Origin of the sequence: Paracholeplasma brassicae (assembly GCF_000967915.1) — a bacterium.
GTDB classification, from domain to species: Bacteria; Bacillota_I; Bacilli_A; order Acholeplasmatales; family UBA5453; genus Paracholeplasma; species Paracholeplasma brassicae.
On sequence record NC_022549.1, the window covers coordinates 614,752 to 633,539 of the forward strand.

The 18,788-nt window shown below is 36.0% G+C and carries 20 protein-coding genes and 4 tRNA genes; 15 read left to right on the plus strand and 9 right to left on the minus strand.

Going from position 1 to position 18,788, the window contains the following annotated elements; translation table 11 throughout:
• Nucleotides 1-46: 46 nt before the first annotated feature.
• The 3 genes from BN853_RS02750 to chrA all read left to right on the plus strand — a co-directional run bounded on the left by BN853_RS02750 (nt 47) and on the right by chrA (nt 3,225).
• Complete coding sequence (locus tag BN853_RS02750) at nt 47-940, plus strand: macro domain-containing protein (RefSeq protein WP_030004417.1); 894 nt, start codon at nt 47-49, stop codon at nt 938-940.
• A 48-nt stretch (nt 941-988) separates the two neighbouring features.
• Entirely contained in the window at nt 989-1,477 is a 489-nt protein-coding gene (locus tag BN853_RS02755) for a TIR domain-containing protein (RefSeq protein WP_030004418.1), read from the plus strand.
• 575 nt (nt 1,478-2,052) lie between these two features.
• Nucleotides 2,053-3,225, plus strand: coding sequence for a chromate efflux transporter (gene chrA, locus BN853_RS02760; protein WP_030004419.1), 1,173 nt, complete (start codon nt 2,053-2,055; stop codon nt 3,223-3,225).
• A gap of 65 nt (nt 3,226-3,290) precedes the next feature.
• Here chrA and BN853_RS08955 read toward each other — a convergent pair whose 3' ends face one another.
• Genes BN853_RS08955 through BN853_RS02770 form a run of 3 tightly spaced genes read right to left on the minus strand, consistent with a single transcriptional unit; the run spans nt 3,291 to nt 4,657 of the window.
• A complete protein-coding gene (locus BN853_RS08955; RefSeq protein ID WP_030004420.1) occupies nt 3,291-3,449 on the minus strand; it encodes a hypothetical protein in 159 nt (52 codons plus the stop codon).
• A 45-nt stretch (nt 3,450-3,494) separates the two neighbouring features.
• Nucleotides 3,495-4,061: a TPM domain-containing protein gene (locus tag BN853_RS02765; RefSeq protein WP_030004422.1), complete on the minus strand. Its 567-nt coding sequence runs from the start codon at nt 4,059-4,061 to the stop codon at nt 3,495-3,497.
• 2 nt (nt 4,062-4,063) lie between these two features.
• Nucleotides 4,064-4,657 (minus strand): LemA family protein, encoded by a 594-nt coding sequence (locus tag BN853_RS02770; protein ID WP_030004424.1) that lies wholly within the window; start codon nt 4,655-4,657, stop codon nt 4,064-4,066.
• A 274-nt stretch (nt 4,658-4,931) separates the two neighbouring features.
• Here BN853_RS02770 and BN853_RS02775 point away from each other — a divergent pair, with 274 nt between their 5' ends.
• The 3 genes from BN853_RS02775 to BN853_RS02785 are packed head-to-tail and all read left to right on the plus strand — an operon-like array spanning nt 4,932 to nt 8,542.
• The gene (locus tag BN853_RS02775) at nt 4,932-6,083 is read left to right on the plus strand and encodes a galactokinase (protein WP_030004426.1); all 1,152 of its coding nucleotides are present in this window, start codon (nt 4,932-4,934) and stop codon (nt 6,081-6,083) included.
• Nucleotides 6,080-7,096 carry an aldose epimerase family protein gene (locus BN853_RS02780; RefSeq protein WP_030004428.1) on the plus strand — a complete coding sequence of 339 codons (1,017 nt, stop codon included), beginning with the start codon at nt 6,080-6,082 and terminating at the stop codon, nt 7,094-7,096. The genes BN853_RS02775 and BN853_RS02780 overlap by 4 nt, the downstream gene beginning before the upstream one ends.
• 9 nt (nt 7,097-7,105) lie before the next feature.
• Entirely contained in the window at nt 7,106-8,542 is a 1,437-nt protein-coding gene (locus BN853_RS02785) for a UDP-glucose--hexose-1-phosphate uridylyltransferase (protein WP_030004430.1), read from the plus strand.
• A gap of 53 nt (nt 8,543-8,595) precedes the next feature.
• Here the strand turns inward: BN853_RS02785 and BN853_RS02790 are convergent, their stop codons facing one another.
• Nucleotides 8,596-9,267: a TraX family protein gene (locus BN853_RS02790; protein WP_162183932.1), complete on the minus strand. Its 672-nt coding sequence runs from the start codon at nt 9,265-9,267 to the stop codon at nt 8,596-8,598.
• A gap of 75 nt (nt 9,268-9,342) precedes the next feature.
• On the opposite strand from BN853_RS02790, the gene BN853_RS02795 reads away from it, so the two are divergent.
• The 3 genes from BN853_RS02795 to BN853_RS02805 are packed head-to-tail and all read left to right on the plus strand — an operon-like array spanning nt 9,343 to nt 11,566.
• Nucleotides 9,343-9,885 carry a DUF402 domain-containing protein gene (locus BN853_RS02795; RefSeq protein WP_030004432.1) on the plus strand — a complete coding sequence of 181 codons (543 nt, stop codon included), beginning with the start codon at nt 9,343-9,345 and terminating at the stop codon, nt 9,883-9,885.
• Between the two features lie 41 nt (nt 9,886-9,926).
• On the plus strand, nt 9,927-10,847 hold the full coding sequence (locus tag BN853_RS02800; RefSeq protein WP_030004433.1) for an aromatic acid exporter family protein: 921 nt from the start codon (nt 9,927-9,929) through the stop codon (nt 10,845-10,847).
• A 32-nt stretch (nt 10,848-10,879) separates the two neighbouring features.
• Nucleotides 10,880-11,566, plus strand: a complete 687-nt coding sequence (locus BN853_RS02805; RefSeq protein ID WP_030004434.1) for a hypothetical protein — start codon at nt 10,880-10,882, stop codon at nt 11,564-11,566.
• Between the two features lie 84 nt (nt 11,567-11,650).
• Here BN853_RS02805 and BN853_RS02810 read toward each other — a convergent pair.
• The 4 genes from BN853_RS02810 to BN853_RS02825 form a co-directional block, all read right to left on the minus strand.
• Nucleotides 11,651-11,725, minus strand: a tRNA-Gly gene (locus BN853_RS02810).
• Between the two features lie 66 nt (nt 11,726-11,791).
• Nucleotides 11,792-11,868: transfer RNA gene (locus BN853_RS02815), tRNA-Pro, on the minus strand.
• A gap of 17 nt (nt 11,869-11,885) precedes the next feature.
• A tRNA-Arg gene (locus tag BN853_RS02820) sits at nt 11,886-11,962 on the minus strand.
• Nucleotides 11,963-11,975: 13 nt separating this feature from the next.
• Nucleotides 11,976-12,051: transfer RNA gene (locus tag BN853_RS02825), tRNA-Asp, on the minus strand.
• Between the two features lie 149 nt (nt 12,052-12,200).
• On the opposite strand from BN853_RS02825, the gene BN853_RS02830 reads away from it, so the two are divergent.
• Genes BN853_RS02830 through BN853_RS02840 form a run of 3 tightly spaced genes read left to right on the plus strand, consistent with a single transcriptional unit; the run spans nt 12,201 to nt 14,714 of the window.
• Nucleotides 12,201-12,848 carry a cobalamin B12-binding domain-containing protein gene (locus tag BN853_RS02830; protein ID WP_030004435.1) on the plus strand — a complete coding sequence of 216 codons (648 nt, stop codon included), beginning with the start codon at nt 12,201-12,203 and terminating at the stop codon, nt 12,846-12,848.
• The gene (locus BN853_RS02835; RefSeq protein WP_030004436.1) at nt 12,845-14,029 is read left to right on the plus strand and encodes an ABC transporter permease; all 1,185 of its coding nucleotides are present in this window, start codon (nt 12,845-12,847) and stop codon (nt 14,027-14,029) included. Before BN853_RS02830 ends, BN853_RS02835 begins: the two co-directional genes overlap by 4 nt.
• On the plus strand, nt 14,022-14,714 hold the full coding sequence (locus BN853_RS02840; RefSeq protein WP_030004437.1) for an ABC transporter ATP-binding protein: 693 nt from the start codon (nt 14,022-14,024) through the stop codon (nt 14,712-14,714). The genes BN853_RS02835 and BN853_RS02840 overlap by 8 nt, the downstream gene beginning before the upstream one ends.
• A gap of 49 nt (nt 14,715-14,763) precedes the next feature.
• Here the strand turns inward: BN853_RS02840 and BN853_RS02845 are convergent, their stop codons facing one another.
• Nucleotides 14,764-15,918, minus strand: coding sequence for a peptidase M50 (locus tag BN853_RS02845; RefSeq protein WP_030004438.1), 1,155 nt, complete (start codon nt 15,916-15,918; stop codon nt 14,764-14,766).
• A gap of 86 nt (nt 15,919-16,004) precedes the next feature.
• On the opposite strand from BN853_RS02845, the gene BN853_RS02850 reads away from it, so the two are divergent.
• The 3 genes from BN853_RS02850 (at nt 16,005) to speB (ending at nt 18,724) form a co-directional block, all read left to right on the plus strand.
• Nucleotides 16,005-16,307, plus strand: a complete 303-nt coding sequence (locus BN853_RS02850; RefSeq protein WP_030004439.1) for a hypothetical protein — start codon at nt 16,005-16,007, stop codon at nt 16,305-16,307.
• Between the two features lie 73 nt (nt 16,308-16,380).
• Nucleotides 16,381-17,874 (plus strand): aminotransferase class I/II-fold pyridoxal phosphate-dependent enzyme, encoded by a 1,494-nt coding sequence (locus tag BN853_RS02855; protein ID WP_030004440.1) that lies wholly within the window; start codon nt 16,381-16,383, stop codon nt 17,872-17,874.
• A complete protein-coding gene (gene speB / locus BN853_RS02860) occupies nt 17,864-18,724 on the plus strand; it encodes an agmatinase (protein ID WP_030004441.1) in 861 nt (286 codons plus the stop codon). Before BN853_RS02855 ends, speB begins: the two co-directional genes overlap by 11 nt.
• Nucleotides 18,725-18,788: the final 64 nt, after the last annotated feature.

The following is an 18,788-nucleotide window of genomic DNA, read 5'->3' on the forward strand; positions in this document are numbered from 1 at the left end:
ATACAGCAAATGCTTAATTTAGACAAAAAAATAGAGGTGATGTCAAATGACTTATCTAACAGAAGTAAAATTAAATCTTAAACCTATTTTTCACCTATTTTTGAAGATTAGCGGTATAGTATTTTCAGTTTTTGCAATTTTGGTGACTTTTATATCTTTAGAAGATATTGGTCTAACTAATATTTGGCATAAAATCGGAATTATTATATCAATTTTAGTACTTTCGCTAATAATGAGTATGATTTTAATTTTGTTTTTATTCAAGAAAAATCGAATATGGTCTAATGGGAAAAACAAAGTATTTGCAAGTTATGGAGATCTAATAAAATATGCCTTTAAAGTAAAAGAGAAAAACAAGAGGATAATTGTAATACCTGTAAATGACACATTTGAAACAATTGTTGATGTTGGAGGCGAAAAAGTAGTAAATCCTCTTGTTTCACCCAATTCATTACACGGAATATGGATAGAAGAATTCTGTAAAAAATATGAAATTACTGTCAATGAACTAAATTCAAGGATAAGTGCGAATTTAAAATTACAAAATCGAAAACCAGTTCAAATTTACAGTGAAGATGAAAAACGACGCGGAAATAAGGAAAAATATGATTTAGGAACAGTTGCGATACTTAATGCAGGTAATACTATATTTTATTTAGTTGCAATTTCAGAATTTGATGAGAAAAATAATGCACAGTCTAATAAAATATATATTAGAAAAGCTGTCGAAACACTTATTGAGTTTTATGATGAAAATGGACAAGGGTTTCCTCTGTATATGCCACTTATGGGGACGGGAACTTCTAGAGCAAAACTTACTCATAAACAATCTTTAAAGTTGATAAAATCTGGTATTTTTGCTTTCGAAGAAAAGATAAATGGCCAAATAAATATTATCGTTTTTCATAAAGATAGAGATAAAATTTCAATATTTGATTAAAGATCTAGATTTTTTACAATTAATGTAATTTAAAAAAGGAGAAACAGCATGGCTTATAGAAACAAAACATATGTAGCTTTTGATGGTGATAACGACATAACCTATTATTATTTGATGAAGGCTTGGAAGGCGAATGATAATAATGATTTTGATTTTCACAATGCGCATGACTTAAATACGGCAAGAGATTCCTCACAAGAAGAATCAATAAAATCTCAGCTAAGAGTAAGGATGCAAAATTCTAAAATGTTTGTATTGCTAGTTGGAGATAAAACAAAATATTTGACTAAATTCGTTAAGTGGGAAGTTGAGAGTGCAATTAGAAGAGAAATACCTATTGCTGTTGTTTATTTAAAAGATTATTCGAGGTTTGATGAAAAAATGTGCCCTACTTGGCTAAATAATGTTCTAAGTATTCACATTCCATTTAAAAAAACAATACTTCAATATGTTATTGACAATTGGCCAACTGTATCCAAGCAAAAAGAAGATAAAGGTCATTATTGGTACAGCGATGATTTCGTAAACAGTTTATAGAAAAATCCCAATTTTAAACTAGATTGACCTATTATTGTAGAATTTACAATACATTTTTTGGTGTGCTAAAATATTAATAGGGTGCTAAATTTTATTAGCACTAGTAACATTAGACAAATAGAAAGCATAGGTTTGATACAATTATATCAGGCCTTTTTTGCGCTATATAGAGCCGTTTCTCCATTCGCTCATATTATTTGAACCTAAAAGCACCATGATTTTTGTCGATATTACCATTTTACTTAGAAATTCTACACGTTTACATTTTAAAATACACGATTTAAAATGAATTTACATGATTTCAGTAGTCAAGATGTATATCGTAATATAAAACTGAGCCACCCATCGTCATTTAAAATTGAGCCATCAAGCGACAGACATATTTTATGTAAGGATTTGATTGAATATTCAATCATGTCCTTTTCTTTCATCAGTTGCTTATAGTCTTAACTAAATGTAAAAAAATAGTGTTTTCTTTGGTCTTGCGATCCTTTTTATGATAGAATGACAAAAAACAGTTAAGTGTTTATAATGAAATGGTTACACTTAACGGATTAAGATGAGGTGAGGCTCGGATGAATAAAATTAGTTATCAAACTTTCTTATGGGACGTCTTGATGTGTTCATTAGGCTCTTATGGTGGGCCAGAGGCACACTATGGGGTCTTTTCATCGATCTTGGTAGAAAAAAAGCAGTATTTGACTGAAAATGAGTTAACAGAATTAATTGGTTTATACGCCTTAGTGCCAGGACCAAGTAGTACTCAAACGATTACTGCGATTGGTTATAAGGTTGGCGGGGCAAAGCTTGCGTTTTTAACGTTTTTGGTTTGGGCAATGCCAGCCATTTTAATCATGGCACTATTTGGTGTATTTTTTTCACAGGTAAGCAAAAACGATGCTTGGAAACCCATTGTTAGTTATCTACCAGCCATTGCGGTTTCATTTATTGTGTTTGCGGCTTACAAGTTATCTTTTCGTGTGGTAAAGAACCGTAAGGATTTGGTTTTTTATGGTGTGATGTTATTACTTGGATTACTGCTTGTACCTTATTCGGTGTTTGTCGTACCATTATTACTTGTTAGTGGCGGTCTTGTTCGATTACTACCAAAGCTTAAAGATAGAACGAAAAGTGAGGTAGCACTTAAACCAAGGTGGGCAATTCTTGGATTAATTGTATTTATCGCCTTAATTAACGAGGTGTTGTTTTATGAATTCAAAGAACCACTTGTGACGTTATTTACGTCATTTTATCGTTATGGGTATTCAGTTATTGGAGGGGGTCAAATTGTGATTCCTTTAATGATTCAAGATTTAGTTCAAACGCAGTCTTTAATTTCACTTTCAGATTTTCTTTCTGGCTATGCGATTGATCAAGCCGTTCCAGGGCCTTTGTTTAGCTTTGCTGCATTCGTATCAGCCAGATCATTTCAAACGTCTCAGTTCGCCTTTTTATTTGGTATCATTGGTGGTCTTAGTATCTTTCTACCAGGTATATTACTGGTATACTTTATATTCCCATTATGGAAAACACTTAGAAGAACGCCACTAATGACGTCCTTCTTAAGTGGGGTTTCACTAACAGCAGCAAGCTTAATTTTAATGACTGCGATTAACGCAACCATTAATTTAAGTGAGCATCCACTTGAGTATGTGGTTTTAGCTATAGGCGCTTTGTTGTTACTCACAAAGAAAATACCAGCCCCACTCATTGTCTTAGGTGCGGCTTTGTTGGGGTTTATCATTTAAGATTAAAGAAGATCCTTTTTGGATCTTTTTTTCATGTAATAAGAAAAAAGCACAACTTTGTGCTTTTAACGTCTGCGTTTGAATAAACCAATCCCACCAGAAGAGCCACCGCCACCTTTAAGTTTAATCAACCCAAAGGTCGATAGCCCACCAAATAAAGCGATTAGTATGAATGTAAAGGGCGAAAATGAGCCTGTAAATAGTGAGCTGAAAAGATAAAACAAAATAAACTGGCTTTGTTGTTCATCCTCAGGTAGATAAGGTGCAGCTCATAGTTCATCAAAATAGACGTCCATATCATAAACAATGGGTGTTTCTTCATAAAGATTGACATAGAAGTGATTGAGTAGCTCGTAGTTTAGTCTCATTACCATTAAATCAGGGATGTCGTAGTTGTCTTCGTGATAAAGGTTTTCCTCAATGAGGTTAGATAAACTTGGGATGGGTAGGTAAGGCTCTAAGTTATAGCCGATTTCAATGGCGTAAGCCTCTAATTGTTTCGATTCATACTCACTGGTGTCATCCTTACTAAAGTAGAGGATAACCAAAAGACCCATGTCGTTTTTACCAATCTTAAACGATCGGAAGAGTTCGGTTTTATCGTACTTATCAATGTCTTTTTCATCATTAATTAAAAACGTAACGTAGACGATTTGTATTTCACCATAGGTTTCGTATAAATACCGGTTGTAAGAGACAATTTCTCTTTCGGTGTAAGTCATTAAGGCATCGGCGTAGTCATTTACGTAGAATTGGTTATAAGGCTTTGGAAGACTCGATTTCTGACAAGAGACTAAAGTCAGTGTCAAGATCACGAGCGATAAAAGCTTTTTCATGATTAGTCGCCAAAATCAATGTTTGGGACCTCGTCAACGCCTTCATTAATACGCCAGTAAGAAAGATTAGATTCAAATGAGTAAATGTTTTGATAAATATTACCAGGAAATCTTCTAACAGTTCTATTGTAGGAAGCAACATCGTTGTTGTAATCCCTTCTTGCGACACTAAGGGAAGATTCAAGGACGTAAATCGTATCTAATAAGCCGTTAAAGGCAGAAGAAACACTTAGGTTTGGGTTATCCTCAATCACTACTAAGAGTTGTGTGATTGCCTGTGACTCAAGCGCATCTGCCTCTGCTAGTGCATCAACGTCGTTTGAGGCACTTGCGGCTAAGTATTTCGTTCTTGCCTCTAAGATGAGCTCATAAATGGCTTGTTCGTGTTCTTGTAAACCAGAGACGGTAGAAACCATTTGTGTGATGGTGTCGTGTCGTTGTTCAAGACGGTTATACACTTGGGCGTAGGATTCATTGATGTTTTCATCTAAGCTAACCAAGCGGTTATAGTAACTAACCGACATTATGCCAAGGATTAAAGAAACGATAAGTATTAGAGAAACAGATGCGATTAAAACGTATTTGGTTGTTTTCATGATTAGGCCTCCTTCATAGATAAATTCTATTTGATTAGCATTATACCCCTAGTTATTTTGAATATCAAATAATAAAAGCTATAATTAGCACATTTTTTAGAAATTACTAATAATTGAAATAAAATGTTTGCATAAATGGTGAAATTATGAGAAATTGCCTGGATTGAAAGATGTGTTTTTCTATAAAAGACCTATAAAAAATGACTATTTGAGAAAGACAATTAAAAAGCCAATCAAAATAGTCTATAATAAAGAAAAAGGATGTGTGATTTAAATGGATATCAAAAAAGAATTTTTAGATGTGTATGGTATCGAACCGGATGTTTCTTATTACTCACCAGGTCGTGTGAACTTAATTGGGGAACACATTGATTATAACGGCGGCCTTGTTTTTCCTGCGGCCATCTCACTAGGCACGTATGCTGCGGTAAAAGTAAGAAAAGACCAAGTGTTCAGGTTTCATTCAGATAACTTTAAGGAATTAGGCATCATTCAAGTGAGTCTTAACTCACTAGATTATGATAGCAGCCACGAATGGACAAACTATGTCAAGGGTGTCTTAAAATACGTCAATGAAAATTACGAAGGTGTAACCTTTGGGTTTGATTTAGAGGTCAATGGGACACTACCACCTGCCTCAGGTCTATCATCAAGTGCCTCACTACAAGTGCTTGTTGCCTATATTTGTAATGATCTCTATGAGTTAGGGTTAACTAGAGAGAAAATGGCACTGATTGCTCAACACGTTGAAAACAACTACATGGGCATGCACTGCGGGATTATGGATCAGTTAATCATTGCTAAAGGGATTAAAAATAAAGCCTTGTTAATGAATACGGCTACCCTTGAGACAACCCCTGTGGATGCGTTTTTTGAAGGTTATACGTGGGTGATTATGAATTCTAACTACAAACGTAAAACGACCGAATCCAAATACAATGAACGAGTAAGAGAAACCAAAGAAGGTTTAAGAATCATTCAACAAACAAAGGTTTGTAAGTACTTGTGTGATTTAACACCTTCAGAGTTTGATGAAGTTAAAAACGAGATTAAAGACGACGTCATCCTAAGACGTGTCAGACACGTCATTAATGAACAACAACGCGTTCTAGATAGTAAAACAGCGTTATCAACCAAAGACGCCAATTGGTTTGGTCGTCTCTTAAATGAGTCACATCAATCCTTAAAAGATGATTATGAAGTCACTGGATTTAACTTAGACTCACTGACTAATGCCGCAAGAACACACAAGGCCCTAGGTGCACGTGTGACTGGGGCAGGCTTTGGTGGGTGTGCAATAGCGCTAGTTAAAAACGAAGACGTCAATGAAATGATTGAAAAAACAAAGAAAACCTATTATGAAGAGACAAAGACCAAAGCCGAATTCTACTTAGTTGAGTTTACCGACGGGGTCAGCAAATTATGATAAAAGCGATTAAACATGAAAACAAAGGATTAAAAACGACTGAACTGGTGCTTAGTAACGATAAATTCGAGGTCAGTTTATCGACCTACGGGGCTTCAATCTACAAATATCACTACTTAAAAAGAAATGGGACTTGGGTAAATCTACTAATACATCCAAGTGATTACGAGGATTTCTTATTTAATCGTTCTTATTATGGTAAAACCGTTGGTAGAACCTCAGGACGTTTGTTCTTACCTTCTTATGAGATTAATGGTAAGACCTACAAATTAGAAAGTCATGGGGATCCTCACGTCAAACTTCATGGGGGAAAAGACGGTTTTTCATTTCAGAATTTTGAGGTCATAATGGTTGATGAGGCATTAAACGAAGTCGTATTTTATTACCGGTCTAAAGACATGGAAGAAGACTACCCAGGTAACCTAGATTTACATGTTACATATAGACTAACAGCCGAAGGTCTTGAAATTAGTTATGAAGCAACCAGTGATGAGGACACGTTATGTAATCTAACCAATCACGCGTATTTCAATCTAGATCTTAAAAAAGACTACATTTACGATCATCAGTTAGAGTTAAACGCGCATGAGTATTTGGAGCTAGATGATCAATATCACTACTTAAAGACGACGAAGTCTCATTATACGTGTTATGACTTTACAAAGGTTAAACAAATCAAAGACAACTTAAACCCGCTCATCAAATCCAAAAAACTTGGTTTTGATACGCCTTTTATGACACAACAAGAAACCGATTATAAGGGTAAGCTTGTCTCAAGTGAATCCAAACTACAATTTGAACTCTACACCAGTTATCCGTGTGTCGTGATCTACACACATAACTATAAATCAAATTGCGCGCTTGAAGGGATCAATACCAATGGCATCCACAGTTCGATTTGTTTAGAAGCACAGTTTGAACCAGCAGGTATTCACCATAAGAACTTAAATTCAAGTATTTTAGAAAAAGATAAGAAATATCAACACTACATTAAATATCTAGTTAAAGAATAGGGAGGTCAAATGAAAGAACATCTAAATGCACTACTAACCTATGGCTTAAATAAACAGATCGTTACAAATCTAGACCAAGCCAAAGAAAACTTATCAAAATTGTATGAGACTTCGTTTGATTATCAAGCAGTTAATCAACCGATTGAAATAACCTTAGAAAACTTACTTAACTGGGCAAATCAAAAATCGTTATTTGAACCAAACACCATCGAAGAGCGTGATTCGTTTGAGGCGTACTTGTTTGATTTGATTATGGAAAGCCCAATGGAAGTCAAAGCACACTTTAGCAAGTTATTTAAAAAAGACAAAGAACAGGCGTTTGACTATTTGTATACATTATCAAAAGACATTAACTACATTAAAACCAAACGTTTAAAAGAAAACGTGACTTTTTTATCGGATTCCAAGTATGGTTATCTAGAAATTACAATTAATCTATCCAAACCTGAAAAAGATCCAAAAGACATTGAAAAAGCCCTAAAAGAGAAAAAGATTCAATCAGAAGGACCTAAATGCGTGATTTGTAAGGAAAATGAACGAAACTACAAAAATGCAAGATCTAACCTTCGAATCATTCCGCTAGAACTTAATCACAAGTTGTGGCATTTTCAATATTCACCTTATGGGTATTTTAATGAGCATAGCATTGTCTTGAGTGACGTTCATGAAAACATGAAAATCAGTGATGAGACGTTTATCAATCTATTAGATTTTCTCGATTACATGCCGAGTTATTTCATCGGTTCAAACGCTGACTTACCGATTGTTGGTGGTTCAATTCTTAATCATGACCACTACCAAGCAGGTAGACACAGCTTTCCAATTGAAAAGGCAAGTGTTAGAAAAACCTATAAGCCTTTTAAAGAGGTCTCAATTGAACATTTGAACTGGCCATTATCAACGATCCGTTTAACCTCATTAGATAAAGCGCAGTTATTAGCGGTCGCAAGCATTCTTTTAAGCCTTTGGCAAACGTATGACAATGAAGCGCTTGACATCATTTCAAACACAAATCAAGCACATAACACCATCACGCCAATCGCAAGAAAAGTAGGCGATCTTTACCAGTTTGATTTAATTCTTAGAAATAACCGAACGACTAAAGATTACCCAGGTGGGATTTTTCACCCACATGAAGAGAAATGGCACATCAAGAAAGAGAATATCGGATTGATTGAAGCCATGGGTTTAGCTGTACTACCTGCTAGGCTTAAACAAAGTCTTAAAAAAGCACTGGACTACGTTAATGAAAATGTCATTGATGATTCAATCATGGTGCATAAAGCATGGCTTGATCAATTGAAAAAAACTAAAAAACACTATTCGCTAGATGAGCTATATCAAGCGGTCGGACACGTATTTGAAGCAGTATTAGAAGACTGTGGCGTGTTTAAACTAGACGAACAAGGCTTTGATGCGATAGATTCATTCATTAAGCAACTCTAATATATAAAAAAAAGGAACTCAAGTTTAGCTAAACTTAAGTTCCTTTTGTCATTTTAAAGCTTAAAAAGCACTTTAATTAATAGAATGACTAGGATATGAAGCGGGTAATAGAAGTAATGGAAATATCGGTTGATCTTACCATATTGGCCATTATAGAAAAATAATAATGGTATCACATACAGGCTTGCCCATTGATAAACAGGCATTGCTTCAAACCAAATAAAGACGAAATTCAGTACAGCAAGAGCTAATAAATTAAACCAAACCGATGGCGATAAGTAGAAAAACAAGACCATTAATATCGCATAGATTGATCCATCAATTTTCAGTAAATAACTGATTACTAATACAAGTATGGTTAATATTTTGATATACCATTTTTGATGACTTATTAGATATAAGGATAACAACGAAGCGAAAAGTGTTAGCATGATGTTGTTTCTTAACAGATAGTTTGTCCCGTTATAAAGGTATAAAATCAAATAGGATAGTTCAATTAATGCGGCAAATATAAAGAGTCTAAAAAAATACTTTTTCATATTTTTAGTATGAATAAACCCGTTAACAAGCATAAAAGCATATAGAGGATACGCCCCTCTACCAATGATTTTTAATGTCAGGTACATGGATGGGCTTTTTACTAGGTGCACACCTATGTGGTCTATGGTCATGAGTATGAGTGCAATCCATTTAAGTGTTTTCGTATTCATACTTTCATTATACACAAACATCTACTGTTTTTGAGAAAAACGTTTCTTAGAGTTTTCTCTTTTATGATATAATAGTATCAATTCTTGGAGGTGTTTATTATCAAACCATTAGATGTTGGAAAAACCGTCCAAATTCATAGTTATAAACACGATGGGTCGCTTCACCGTATTTGGCGAAGCGCTGTTGTAATTAAACAAACTGAAGATGTCTTGATTTTAGGTAACTATAAAACAAGGGTAATTGAATCAGATGGCAGAAATTGGATGACCAAAGAACCAGCGATTTGTTACTTCTTTAAAGACCTTTGGTTTAATGTGATTGGGATGTTAAAGAAAGATGGTATTTATTATTACTGTAATTTATCCTCACCTTATTTATATGATGGTGAGGCAGTCAAGTACATTGACTACGATTTAGACGTTCGTGTATCGGCCGATGGTAAGTTTAAGATTCTTGATCAAGAAGAATACAACCGTCATCAAGTCAAATACGATTACCCACAGGACGTCAAAACGATTGTTGAAGCGGAATTAAAAGTGCTTTTAAAGTACATTAAAGAAGGCAAAGAACCGTTTAAACATGAAGACATCCTAAGAAATTATGACGTCTACAAGAAATTGACAAACGTATAAAAAGTCTAACTTAGGCTTTTTATTTTTAGAGGGAGGCAAGGATGAATAAACAAGTCATTTGGTTTATAAAGATGAGTCTGGGATCAGTTTTATCAATACTCATCGCACTCTTTTTTAATTTGTCTTACGCAATTACAGCTGGTGTGGTTTCAATCTTATCGCTTGAACAAACAAAGAAAAAGTCACTTGAGGTGGCATATAAACGAATCGTTATTTCGCTATTTGGATTAATCGTCTCAAGCATCTTGTATGCGGTGTTTAATTATGAGTGGGTTAGTTTGTTCTTATCCATTGTGTTGATTGTCTCATTTGGGTTATTTTTCAAACTAAGAGAAGGCATTGTCGTTTCAGTTGTCTTAATCAGTCACGCATTTGTCGAAAAATCGTTAAGCTATCAGACCAATGCGCTCTTTATTCTTTTGATTGGGGTCTTTGTTGCCTTAGTGCTTAATCTCTTTATGCCAAACAATGAAGAGCGCCTTAAAAAGGAAATTAAAGCGATTGATGAGATGGTTCGTGTTTTAATCAACCACTTGATTGATAATGTGGCACTTTCCTTTGAACTGATCGAAAAAACAATCGAAGAAGCATTAAAAGACTTAACCATCGACATTGAAAATCAGTTTTTCAGTCGTGGGGATTATAAAATCGCCTACCTTCAAATGCGCCTATCACAAGTCGAGCATTTAAAATCCATTGAACGACTTCGATTGGGTGCGAATTCAAAAGAAGCACCCATCGATCATTTTCTACTTCAGCTAAAACAAAACATAGGCTTAGAAAATAAGGCGACACCTCTATTAGAAGAACTAAGACAATTAGAACAAACGTATCGTCAAAAAGAACTACCAAAAACCAGGGAAGAGTTTGAACAAAGAGCCTATATGTATTTGGTGATTGTAGAACTAAAATCGTTTCTCAATCAAAAAATCATTTTTCATCAGACCTTTCCTAAGGTATAATGGTAATATGATAGAGTAATAGGAGGGATTACATGATTTCATTTTTAAAACATTTCAATCAGAAGATTGGAAAAACAGTGAGTTTGGTGATGGTGTTTGTCTTAACGGCTTATGCACTATACCGTGGGTTAAGTGCGGATTTAAAATTCATTGATTATTTAATCGGCATTATTTACGTGGTTGTTTTCTCAGCCATGATCTTAATTAGTGCGGTAAAGGGTAAACAATTACTCGCACATTTGATTTTGTTAATTGCATTTTATGACAATTCGGTACGCGCATTCTTTGATTGGGTATTTACCATTGGCTCAAATGAATTTGAGTTTAGTTGGCAAATCTTAATCATGGTCGTGATTTCGGTTTATTTGATTTTACAAATCGTTTCACTCATCCTTGCGGGTGTGAAACTAGAAATCAAATGGAGTAAGACCTTAGGCCTTGTTGCGTTGTTGTTTGTGTTCTTTGCGTTATCAAATTCAATTACTGAAAGTGTGTCACTTATCTTGATTCCACTCTTAGCGGTAATGATGTACGCACCACTTGTCTCAACCCTTGGCGTGATTGTCACAACCGCAGCCTTTCCAATTAACATGGTTTATGGGTTGTTCAATGATCAAAAGTACACAGGAGAAGGTTTTTTCACAACCATCCTTGCCACGCTGTTGTTGGTCTTAGCAGTGATTCACTTCACTAAAATTGTCAAAACGAATAAAGTTTAATTCGAAAAACATCCTTCGGGATGTTTTTTTTCTTAATGATACGAAAAAAAAACGAACCTTTTCAAGTCGTTTGTAAGTTCATAATGGAGCGGGCGAGGGGAATCGAACCCCCATCTCATGCTTGGCAAGCACGTATATTAACCATTATATTACGCCCACAGCAATAATATGATATCAAAGCGAAAATCCTTTGTCAATCATTTTCTTTCGATTTTTTTTAAAAAGTGGTCGGGAAGACAGGATTTGAACCTGCGACCTCCTGGTCCCAAACCAGGCGCTCTACCAAGCTAAGCTACTTCCCGTATTAATAAAAAAGAAATGGCGCGTCGTAAAGGATTTGAACCCTCAACCCTCTGATCCGAAGTCAGATGCTCTATCCAATTGAGCTAACGACGCAATATGAGTTAAGTGGCGGTCCGGACGGGAATTGAACCCGCGATCTCCAGTGTGACAGACTGGCATGTTAACCACTACACCACCGGACCAGCAATTCGTATTATAGCACAATAGAAATGTGAAATCAACTATATATATGAAAAAAGAGACAATTAAATTGTATCAAATTTAATTGAGCAAAGTATTTCTAAATTGAAATGGTTATGATATAATTAAGTAGTAAAAGGAGTGAGTAGATATGGCGTATGAATTATACAATCAATTTATTCAGTTATTAAAAGACGAAAACAAACCTGAAGCGGTCAAATTTGCACTAAAGTTGTTAGATGATGGCATCTTAACAATCGAACAACTTTATATCGAATTACTCGTCCCGTCGCTTCAAGACTTCTATTGTGAAATTGCGGACGAAGATATTTGTATTTGGAAAGAACATTATAGAACTTCAATTATTAGAACAATTCTAGAATGTACCTACCCTTATGTGATTAAAAGAAGAAGTGAAGTTTCAATTAGTAAAGTAAAAATCGTAGTTTTAACACCAGCGTTTGAGTACCACGAGATTGGGGCAATTCTAAACACTAATTTGATGTTACTTGTTGGGCTTGATGCAACCTATATAGGGGCAAACACACCAAAACAAGATATCTTATCAGCACTAAGAGCTTTTAGTCCAGATTACATCGCACTTAGTGTCACAAACCCTTATAATATTGTCATTACCAAACAGGTGACCGATGAGATTAAACGATTCTTCCCAGAAGTTAAAATCATTCTTGGTGGACAAGCGTTTAAAAATGAGAGCGCGATAAAGACGCTTCAATACGATCAAATTTTACAATCTTATGAGGATTTAATTGAATTTAGAAAGAAGGTAGGAAAATGAAACTAGCCTTTCAAATTGCTAGACGATTTTTATCTTCAGCAAAAAAACAAACCATCGTTATTATTCTAGGTATTGCCGTCGGGGTATCCGTTCAAGTGTTTATTGGGTCCTTAATTTCAGGGCTTCAAAAAGATTTAGTCAACACAGCAATTGGTTCAACCTCTCAAATAACTGTAACAAACAAAGACGACAAGTTATTAATTGATAACTATGAGGTCGTGATCGATGAAATCAAAAACACCAGTGATGAATTGATTTACGTTACGCCAACGGCCACCAGAGGTGGGGGAAGCTTAATTAAGGATAGCAGTCGTAAAGAACTCCTATTAAGAGGTTTTGATCTTACTGAGGCAAATAACATTTATAAGTTTACCAATAAAGAAAGACTCATCAGTGGGCGTCTGCCAGAACAAACAAATGAAGTGATGTTAGGTATTGGATTTAAAAATGCCTATGAAAAAAATAACATTAACTTAGAACTTGGTAGCACAATCACTTACGAATACACACCATCAGATAGTATTGAGTTAACCATTGTTGGCTTCTTTGACTTAGGAGTCAACCAAGTCAATGAACTTTGGGGAATTACACCGCTTGAAACCGTCTTTTTAATTAATGGCACAAACTCAATTAGTTCGGTTGAAATGCAAGTTAAAGATGAATTTGTAGCCGATAGCATCGCACTTGAACTTGATCAAGTCTTATCCAGTCGTGATTTAGTAACCACCAACTGGAAAATTGAACAAGCCTCGCTTCTTTCAGGGCTTCAAGGACAAAGCATTTCGTCATTGATGATCCAAGTGTTTGTGATTATCTCTGTTGTTTTAGGGATTGCCTCAGTGCTTGCGATTACGGTCATGCAAAAATCCAAACAAATTGGGATTTTAAAAGCCATGGGGTTAACCAATAAAGACAGCGCACTTGTTTTCTTATTTGAAGGGATGATCCTTGGTGTTTTTGGGGCTGTTGTTGGGGTCTTATTAGGTCTTGGCCTACTCTATTCGTTTACAACCTTCGCAGTTGATCAAACCACAGGACAACCCGTGGTTCCAATTAATATTGAACCAAGTTTCATTGTTTTATCCGCCTTTATTGCGTTTTTTGCATCTACATTATCGGCGTTATTCCCGGCCATCCGTTCTTCTAAGATGACCGTTATCGAGGTGATTAGAAATGCCTAACGTGGTAGAACTAAAAAACATTAATAAGGTGTATGGTGAAAATACACCAAACCCAACCCAAGTCTTATTTGATCTAAGCTTGAATTTTGAGGAATCCTCATTTAATTCCATTATTGGTCAATCAGGCAGTGGGAAATCAACGCTTCTAAATATTTTAGGTACCCTTGATAAAGCGACCTCAGGGGATGTTGTGATTAACGGTAAAAAGACCCAAGACTTGAAAGCCAATGAACTTTCAACCTTGAGAAACGAAAGCATTGGATTCATTTTCCAATTCCACTACTTACTACCGGAATTCACAGCCATTGAAAATGTGTTAATGCCATTTAAAATCTCTAAAAAACCAATCACAGAAGAGGTCTTAAACCGTGCTAATGAACTCTTAGATATTGTCGGGTTATCAACTAAGAAGAACAACTTAGCCAATAACCTAAGTGGTGGGCAACAACAACGTGTTGCCATCGCACGAAGTTTAATCAATAACCCTAAAATCATCTTAGCGGATGAACCAACCGGGAATCTAGATTCCGATACCACCGAACAAGTTTATGAACTACTAAGAGAAATCAACCTAAAGTTTAAAACAACATTCATTATCATTACACACGATAGACACATCGCTGAAAAAGCCGATCGTATCATCGAAATTAAAGATGGACGAATTAACTTAGACATTAAAAAGTAGAAAAAAAGTCGTTACACACCAATGGTTCATCGTGTGTAGCGACTTTTCTTTATTCAATTTCGCAACTTAAATCAAAGTAAGGGTAACCCTCATTGCGTTTTTGTTCGGTTTCATAATAACTCGGTAAGCCCTTAAATACCCAGTACATCGGGCCAGACTTGATGTTTTCTTTTTCATTCAAGAACGTGCTTTCATCACTTTCTTTGATGAGATGAGCGATTTGTTTTTCTAAGTACGTTTTAACCGGTTCTTTGATTTTTGAGTCAGAAAGTGCGTCTTTATACCAAAAATAGAGCTGATCTCTTTCTTTTTGTAAATGGCACTTATCAAAGTAATAGATCAGTAGGCTTGCAAGTTCTAAATGCGTTTGTTTGGTAATTAAACGCTTGTAAGCGTGCTTGTGTGTTTGAAAGTGTGTCGCCCGCTTAAAGATTTTTTCATCAAAGGTGTTGTTATTAAAGACGTGGTGTTCAAGCAGTAATTGGAAAAACGTTAGGGTGTGAAAGGTTTGTCCATAAAGTGGTTTTGAATCCAAATAGTCCTCTAATAAGGACACATGATAAGCGGATAGTTCACTGGTGTATTCACTTAGAATCAGTAAAGCGAAGTCCGGGTCTGTTTTTACGTGCTTGTAGGCTTTAAAATCCCCATAAATGGTTTGTGTTTCAAAGGTCGAAGCATAGGTATATAAGCTTGAGAATAATAGCACATACGTGTTTGAGACCACCACCCAAGGCTCTTCATAAAAGAAGAAAATCGTTAAGATAAATAATAATAAAGAAGAAACCACGGTCATCACTGGTGCGGCGATTAACGAAAAAGCAAACGCACGTTGATACCTTTTTTCATCGTCTTCATTCAAAATCAGCCCGACATCCGGAATGACTAAACCGCCACCAAGTAAAAATAACGAGGGGTTATAAGAAAGACGCCAACCGCGTTCGGATTTATAAAATACGAAGCATAACAAGAAAATCGCCTTACTCTTTATGCCTCTAAACAAGAAGGCAAATAAATGAGTAAACTCGTGAAGACTCAAGGTCAAAAAGAACATCCCAACCAGGAGCATGATATGATAATAAAACGGTAACTTAAAAAAGCTACCAAAAAGCGTGCTTAAGTAACCGCTATTAAATAAGGGAACACTAAAGATACCTAAGATGAAACAAAAGGCTAAAAAGATAATTAATTTATATTTTTTCATTACAATATCACCACATTTATTATATCATCAATTTGTATTTGAAAAAGTGGTAAATTGTGTTATTATCAAAAACGAGGGACTAAAAGATGAAAAAAAATCACCATTTAAGACACATTCATTTTAATGCGTCTGTGTTCGTTTTAATTTACAGTGCGACGGTGTTACTTACCGAGTTATACCGTGAATCCAAATTCACTTTAGGGGAATTTACATCGATCTATCTAGTACTCGTAAACATTGGCTTAGTACTTGTGTTTTTTATGCTTTGTTTAGAGACCTACTTGATCAGTGTTAAAAAAGTATTTAATCGTTGTGAGAAAATCGGGTTTTACTTGAACATCGGTGGGCTTATATTACTGCTTTTACCACTGATGATTCGTATTTTTTAGCCGTTTAGGCTTTTTTTCTTGGGATTTATATCGAAACTAGATATAATAAGAATAGAAAGGTTGTGGATCTATTTTGAAAGATGAAAGACAAAAGAAGACACCGTTTTTTACGAAATTAAAAGAATATGGGTTATCGGATATAACGCCATTTGATGTGCCTGGGCATAAGCTTGGAAGACTCTCAAATGACTTGCTTGATTTTATTGGGCTAAATACCTATTTACTGGATTCAAATGCACCAAGAGGTCTTGATACCTTAAGTAAACCAACCGGTGTAATTAAAGAAGCACAAGCGCTTGCTGCAGAAGCGTTTGGTGCGGACCATGCTTTTTTTCTGACCAATGGAACCACCGGCGGCATCATCGCGATGATTATGGCGACTTGCCGTGCCAATGAAAAAATAATATTGCCAAGAAATGTTCATAAGAGTATTATCAACGCTTTGATTTTTAGTGGGGCTGTGCCAGTCTTTGTCAAACCGGATATTGATAATAACCTTGGGATTGCGAATGGCTTAACCTTTAAAAGTATGAAAAAGGCGATTGATGACAACCCAGATGCGGTTGCGATTTTGGTCATTAATCCAACGTATTTCGGATTGACCTCTGATCTGGTTCAAATAGTCGATTACGCCCATGAAAAAGACCTGTTGGTCTTAGCGGATGAAGCACACGGGGCACAACTCTATTTTTCTGATTTGTTGCCGATGGGTGCGATCACAGCTGGTGCCGACATCGCTTCGACCTCAATGCATAAAACGGGTGTGTCTTTTACTCAAAGTAGTATTTTACTCACCAAAGGCGATCGCATCGATTTAAATAAAATTCAATCCACGCTAAACATGATCCATTCGACCTCACCGTCGGCACTTTTGATGGCTTCACTGGATGTGGCTAGGAAACAAATGTATTTTAGCGCAGAAGAAGAGATTAAACGTGTCTTAGAACTTAAAAAAGAGGCCGTTCCAAGATTAAATTCCATTAGAGGCGTTCAAGTGCTTGATGAATCTTACGCAAACGAACGTGGTTTCTTAGGGTTTGATCACACCAAACTAGTAATCAAGGTCTCTGAACTCGGGTTAAACGGGTTTGATGTTTACCGAGCACTCAAAGACCGGTTTAATATTCAGCTCGAACTCGCTGAAACGTATCTCGTCTTAGCTATTTTAACGATGGCAACCATTAAAGAAGATTTAGATCGGCTTTATGTGGCATTAAAGACGTTATCAGATGAAGTTTATGATCACTACGACGAACTGAAAAAGATTAAATTTAACTACACGTTTCCAGAAACGTTTGTTAGACCGCGTGTGGCTTACCACGCCCCGCATAAAATCATTGAGTTAACAGACGCACTTGGGGAAGTCAGTGCCGAATCAATCATGATTTACCCACCAGGCATTCCCATGTTGATCCCTGGTGAAATCATTACCGAGCAGTTTTTAGAAGATTTAGCGTTTTATGAAGAAAATGGTTCTGTCATTTTTAGTGAGTTAAACAATGGAAAAATCAAAGTCATCGACAAAGATAATTGGGACAAATTGGAGGTATACATAGATGAGCTTTAAAAAAGTAGATTTATCGTTTCAAAGTTGTGGCAGTGAGTATCAAGAATCAGACGTGGTGATATATTCATGTCCAATGGATTCAACGACTTCATACCGCCCAGGCACAAGGTTTGCAGGTAACGCAATTCGTGTGGATTCGATTGGCATCGAATGGTACTCACCTTATCGCAACATGGATTTAAAAGATTATAAAACATCCGACATTGGTGATCTTGATTTACCAATTGGTGACGTTGAGGCGGCACTTGATGTGATTTATCAAACCACGAAACAAATTTTAAATGACCATAAAAAACCAATGATGGTTGGTGGGGAACACTTAGTGACTTACCCAGTCTTTAAAGCAGTTAGTGAAAAATACAGCGACGTGCACATGATACACATCGATGCGCACACGGATTTAAGAGACGAGTTTTTTGGACGTAAGCTCTCACATGCTACCGTCATTAGACGTTGTTTTGATGAAGTTGGTCCAGGTCGTATTTTCCAATTTGGAATTCGTAGTGGTGATAAACACGAATTTGAATGGGCAAAAGCTGGTAATACCCACCTAAGAAAGTTCGATTTAGTCGGGCTTGAAGAAGTGGTGGAGTCGTTAAAAGATAAACCCGTCTATATCACCATTGACTTAGACGTACTAGACCCAGGCGTCTTTCCTGGCACAGGAACACCTGAACCAGGTGGGCTGCAATACAAAGAACTGCTTGGGGCATTTGATTTATTCGAACGTTTAAACCACATCGTTGGTGCGGATTTCGTTGAGTTATCCCCATACTTAGACCCATCGGGTGCCTCAACTGCCGTAGCAGTTAAGACACTAAGAGAAATGGTTTTATTACTACACAAATAAACTTAAAACCTCAATTTTGAGGTTTTATTTACTTATGAAATCGCCCCCTTATGTTGGGGATTGA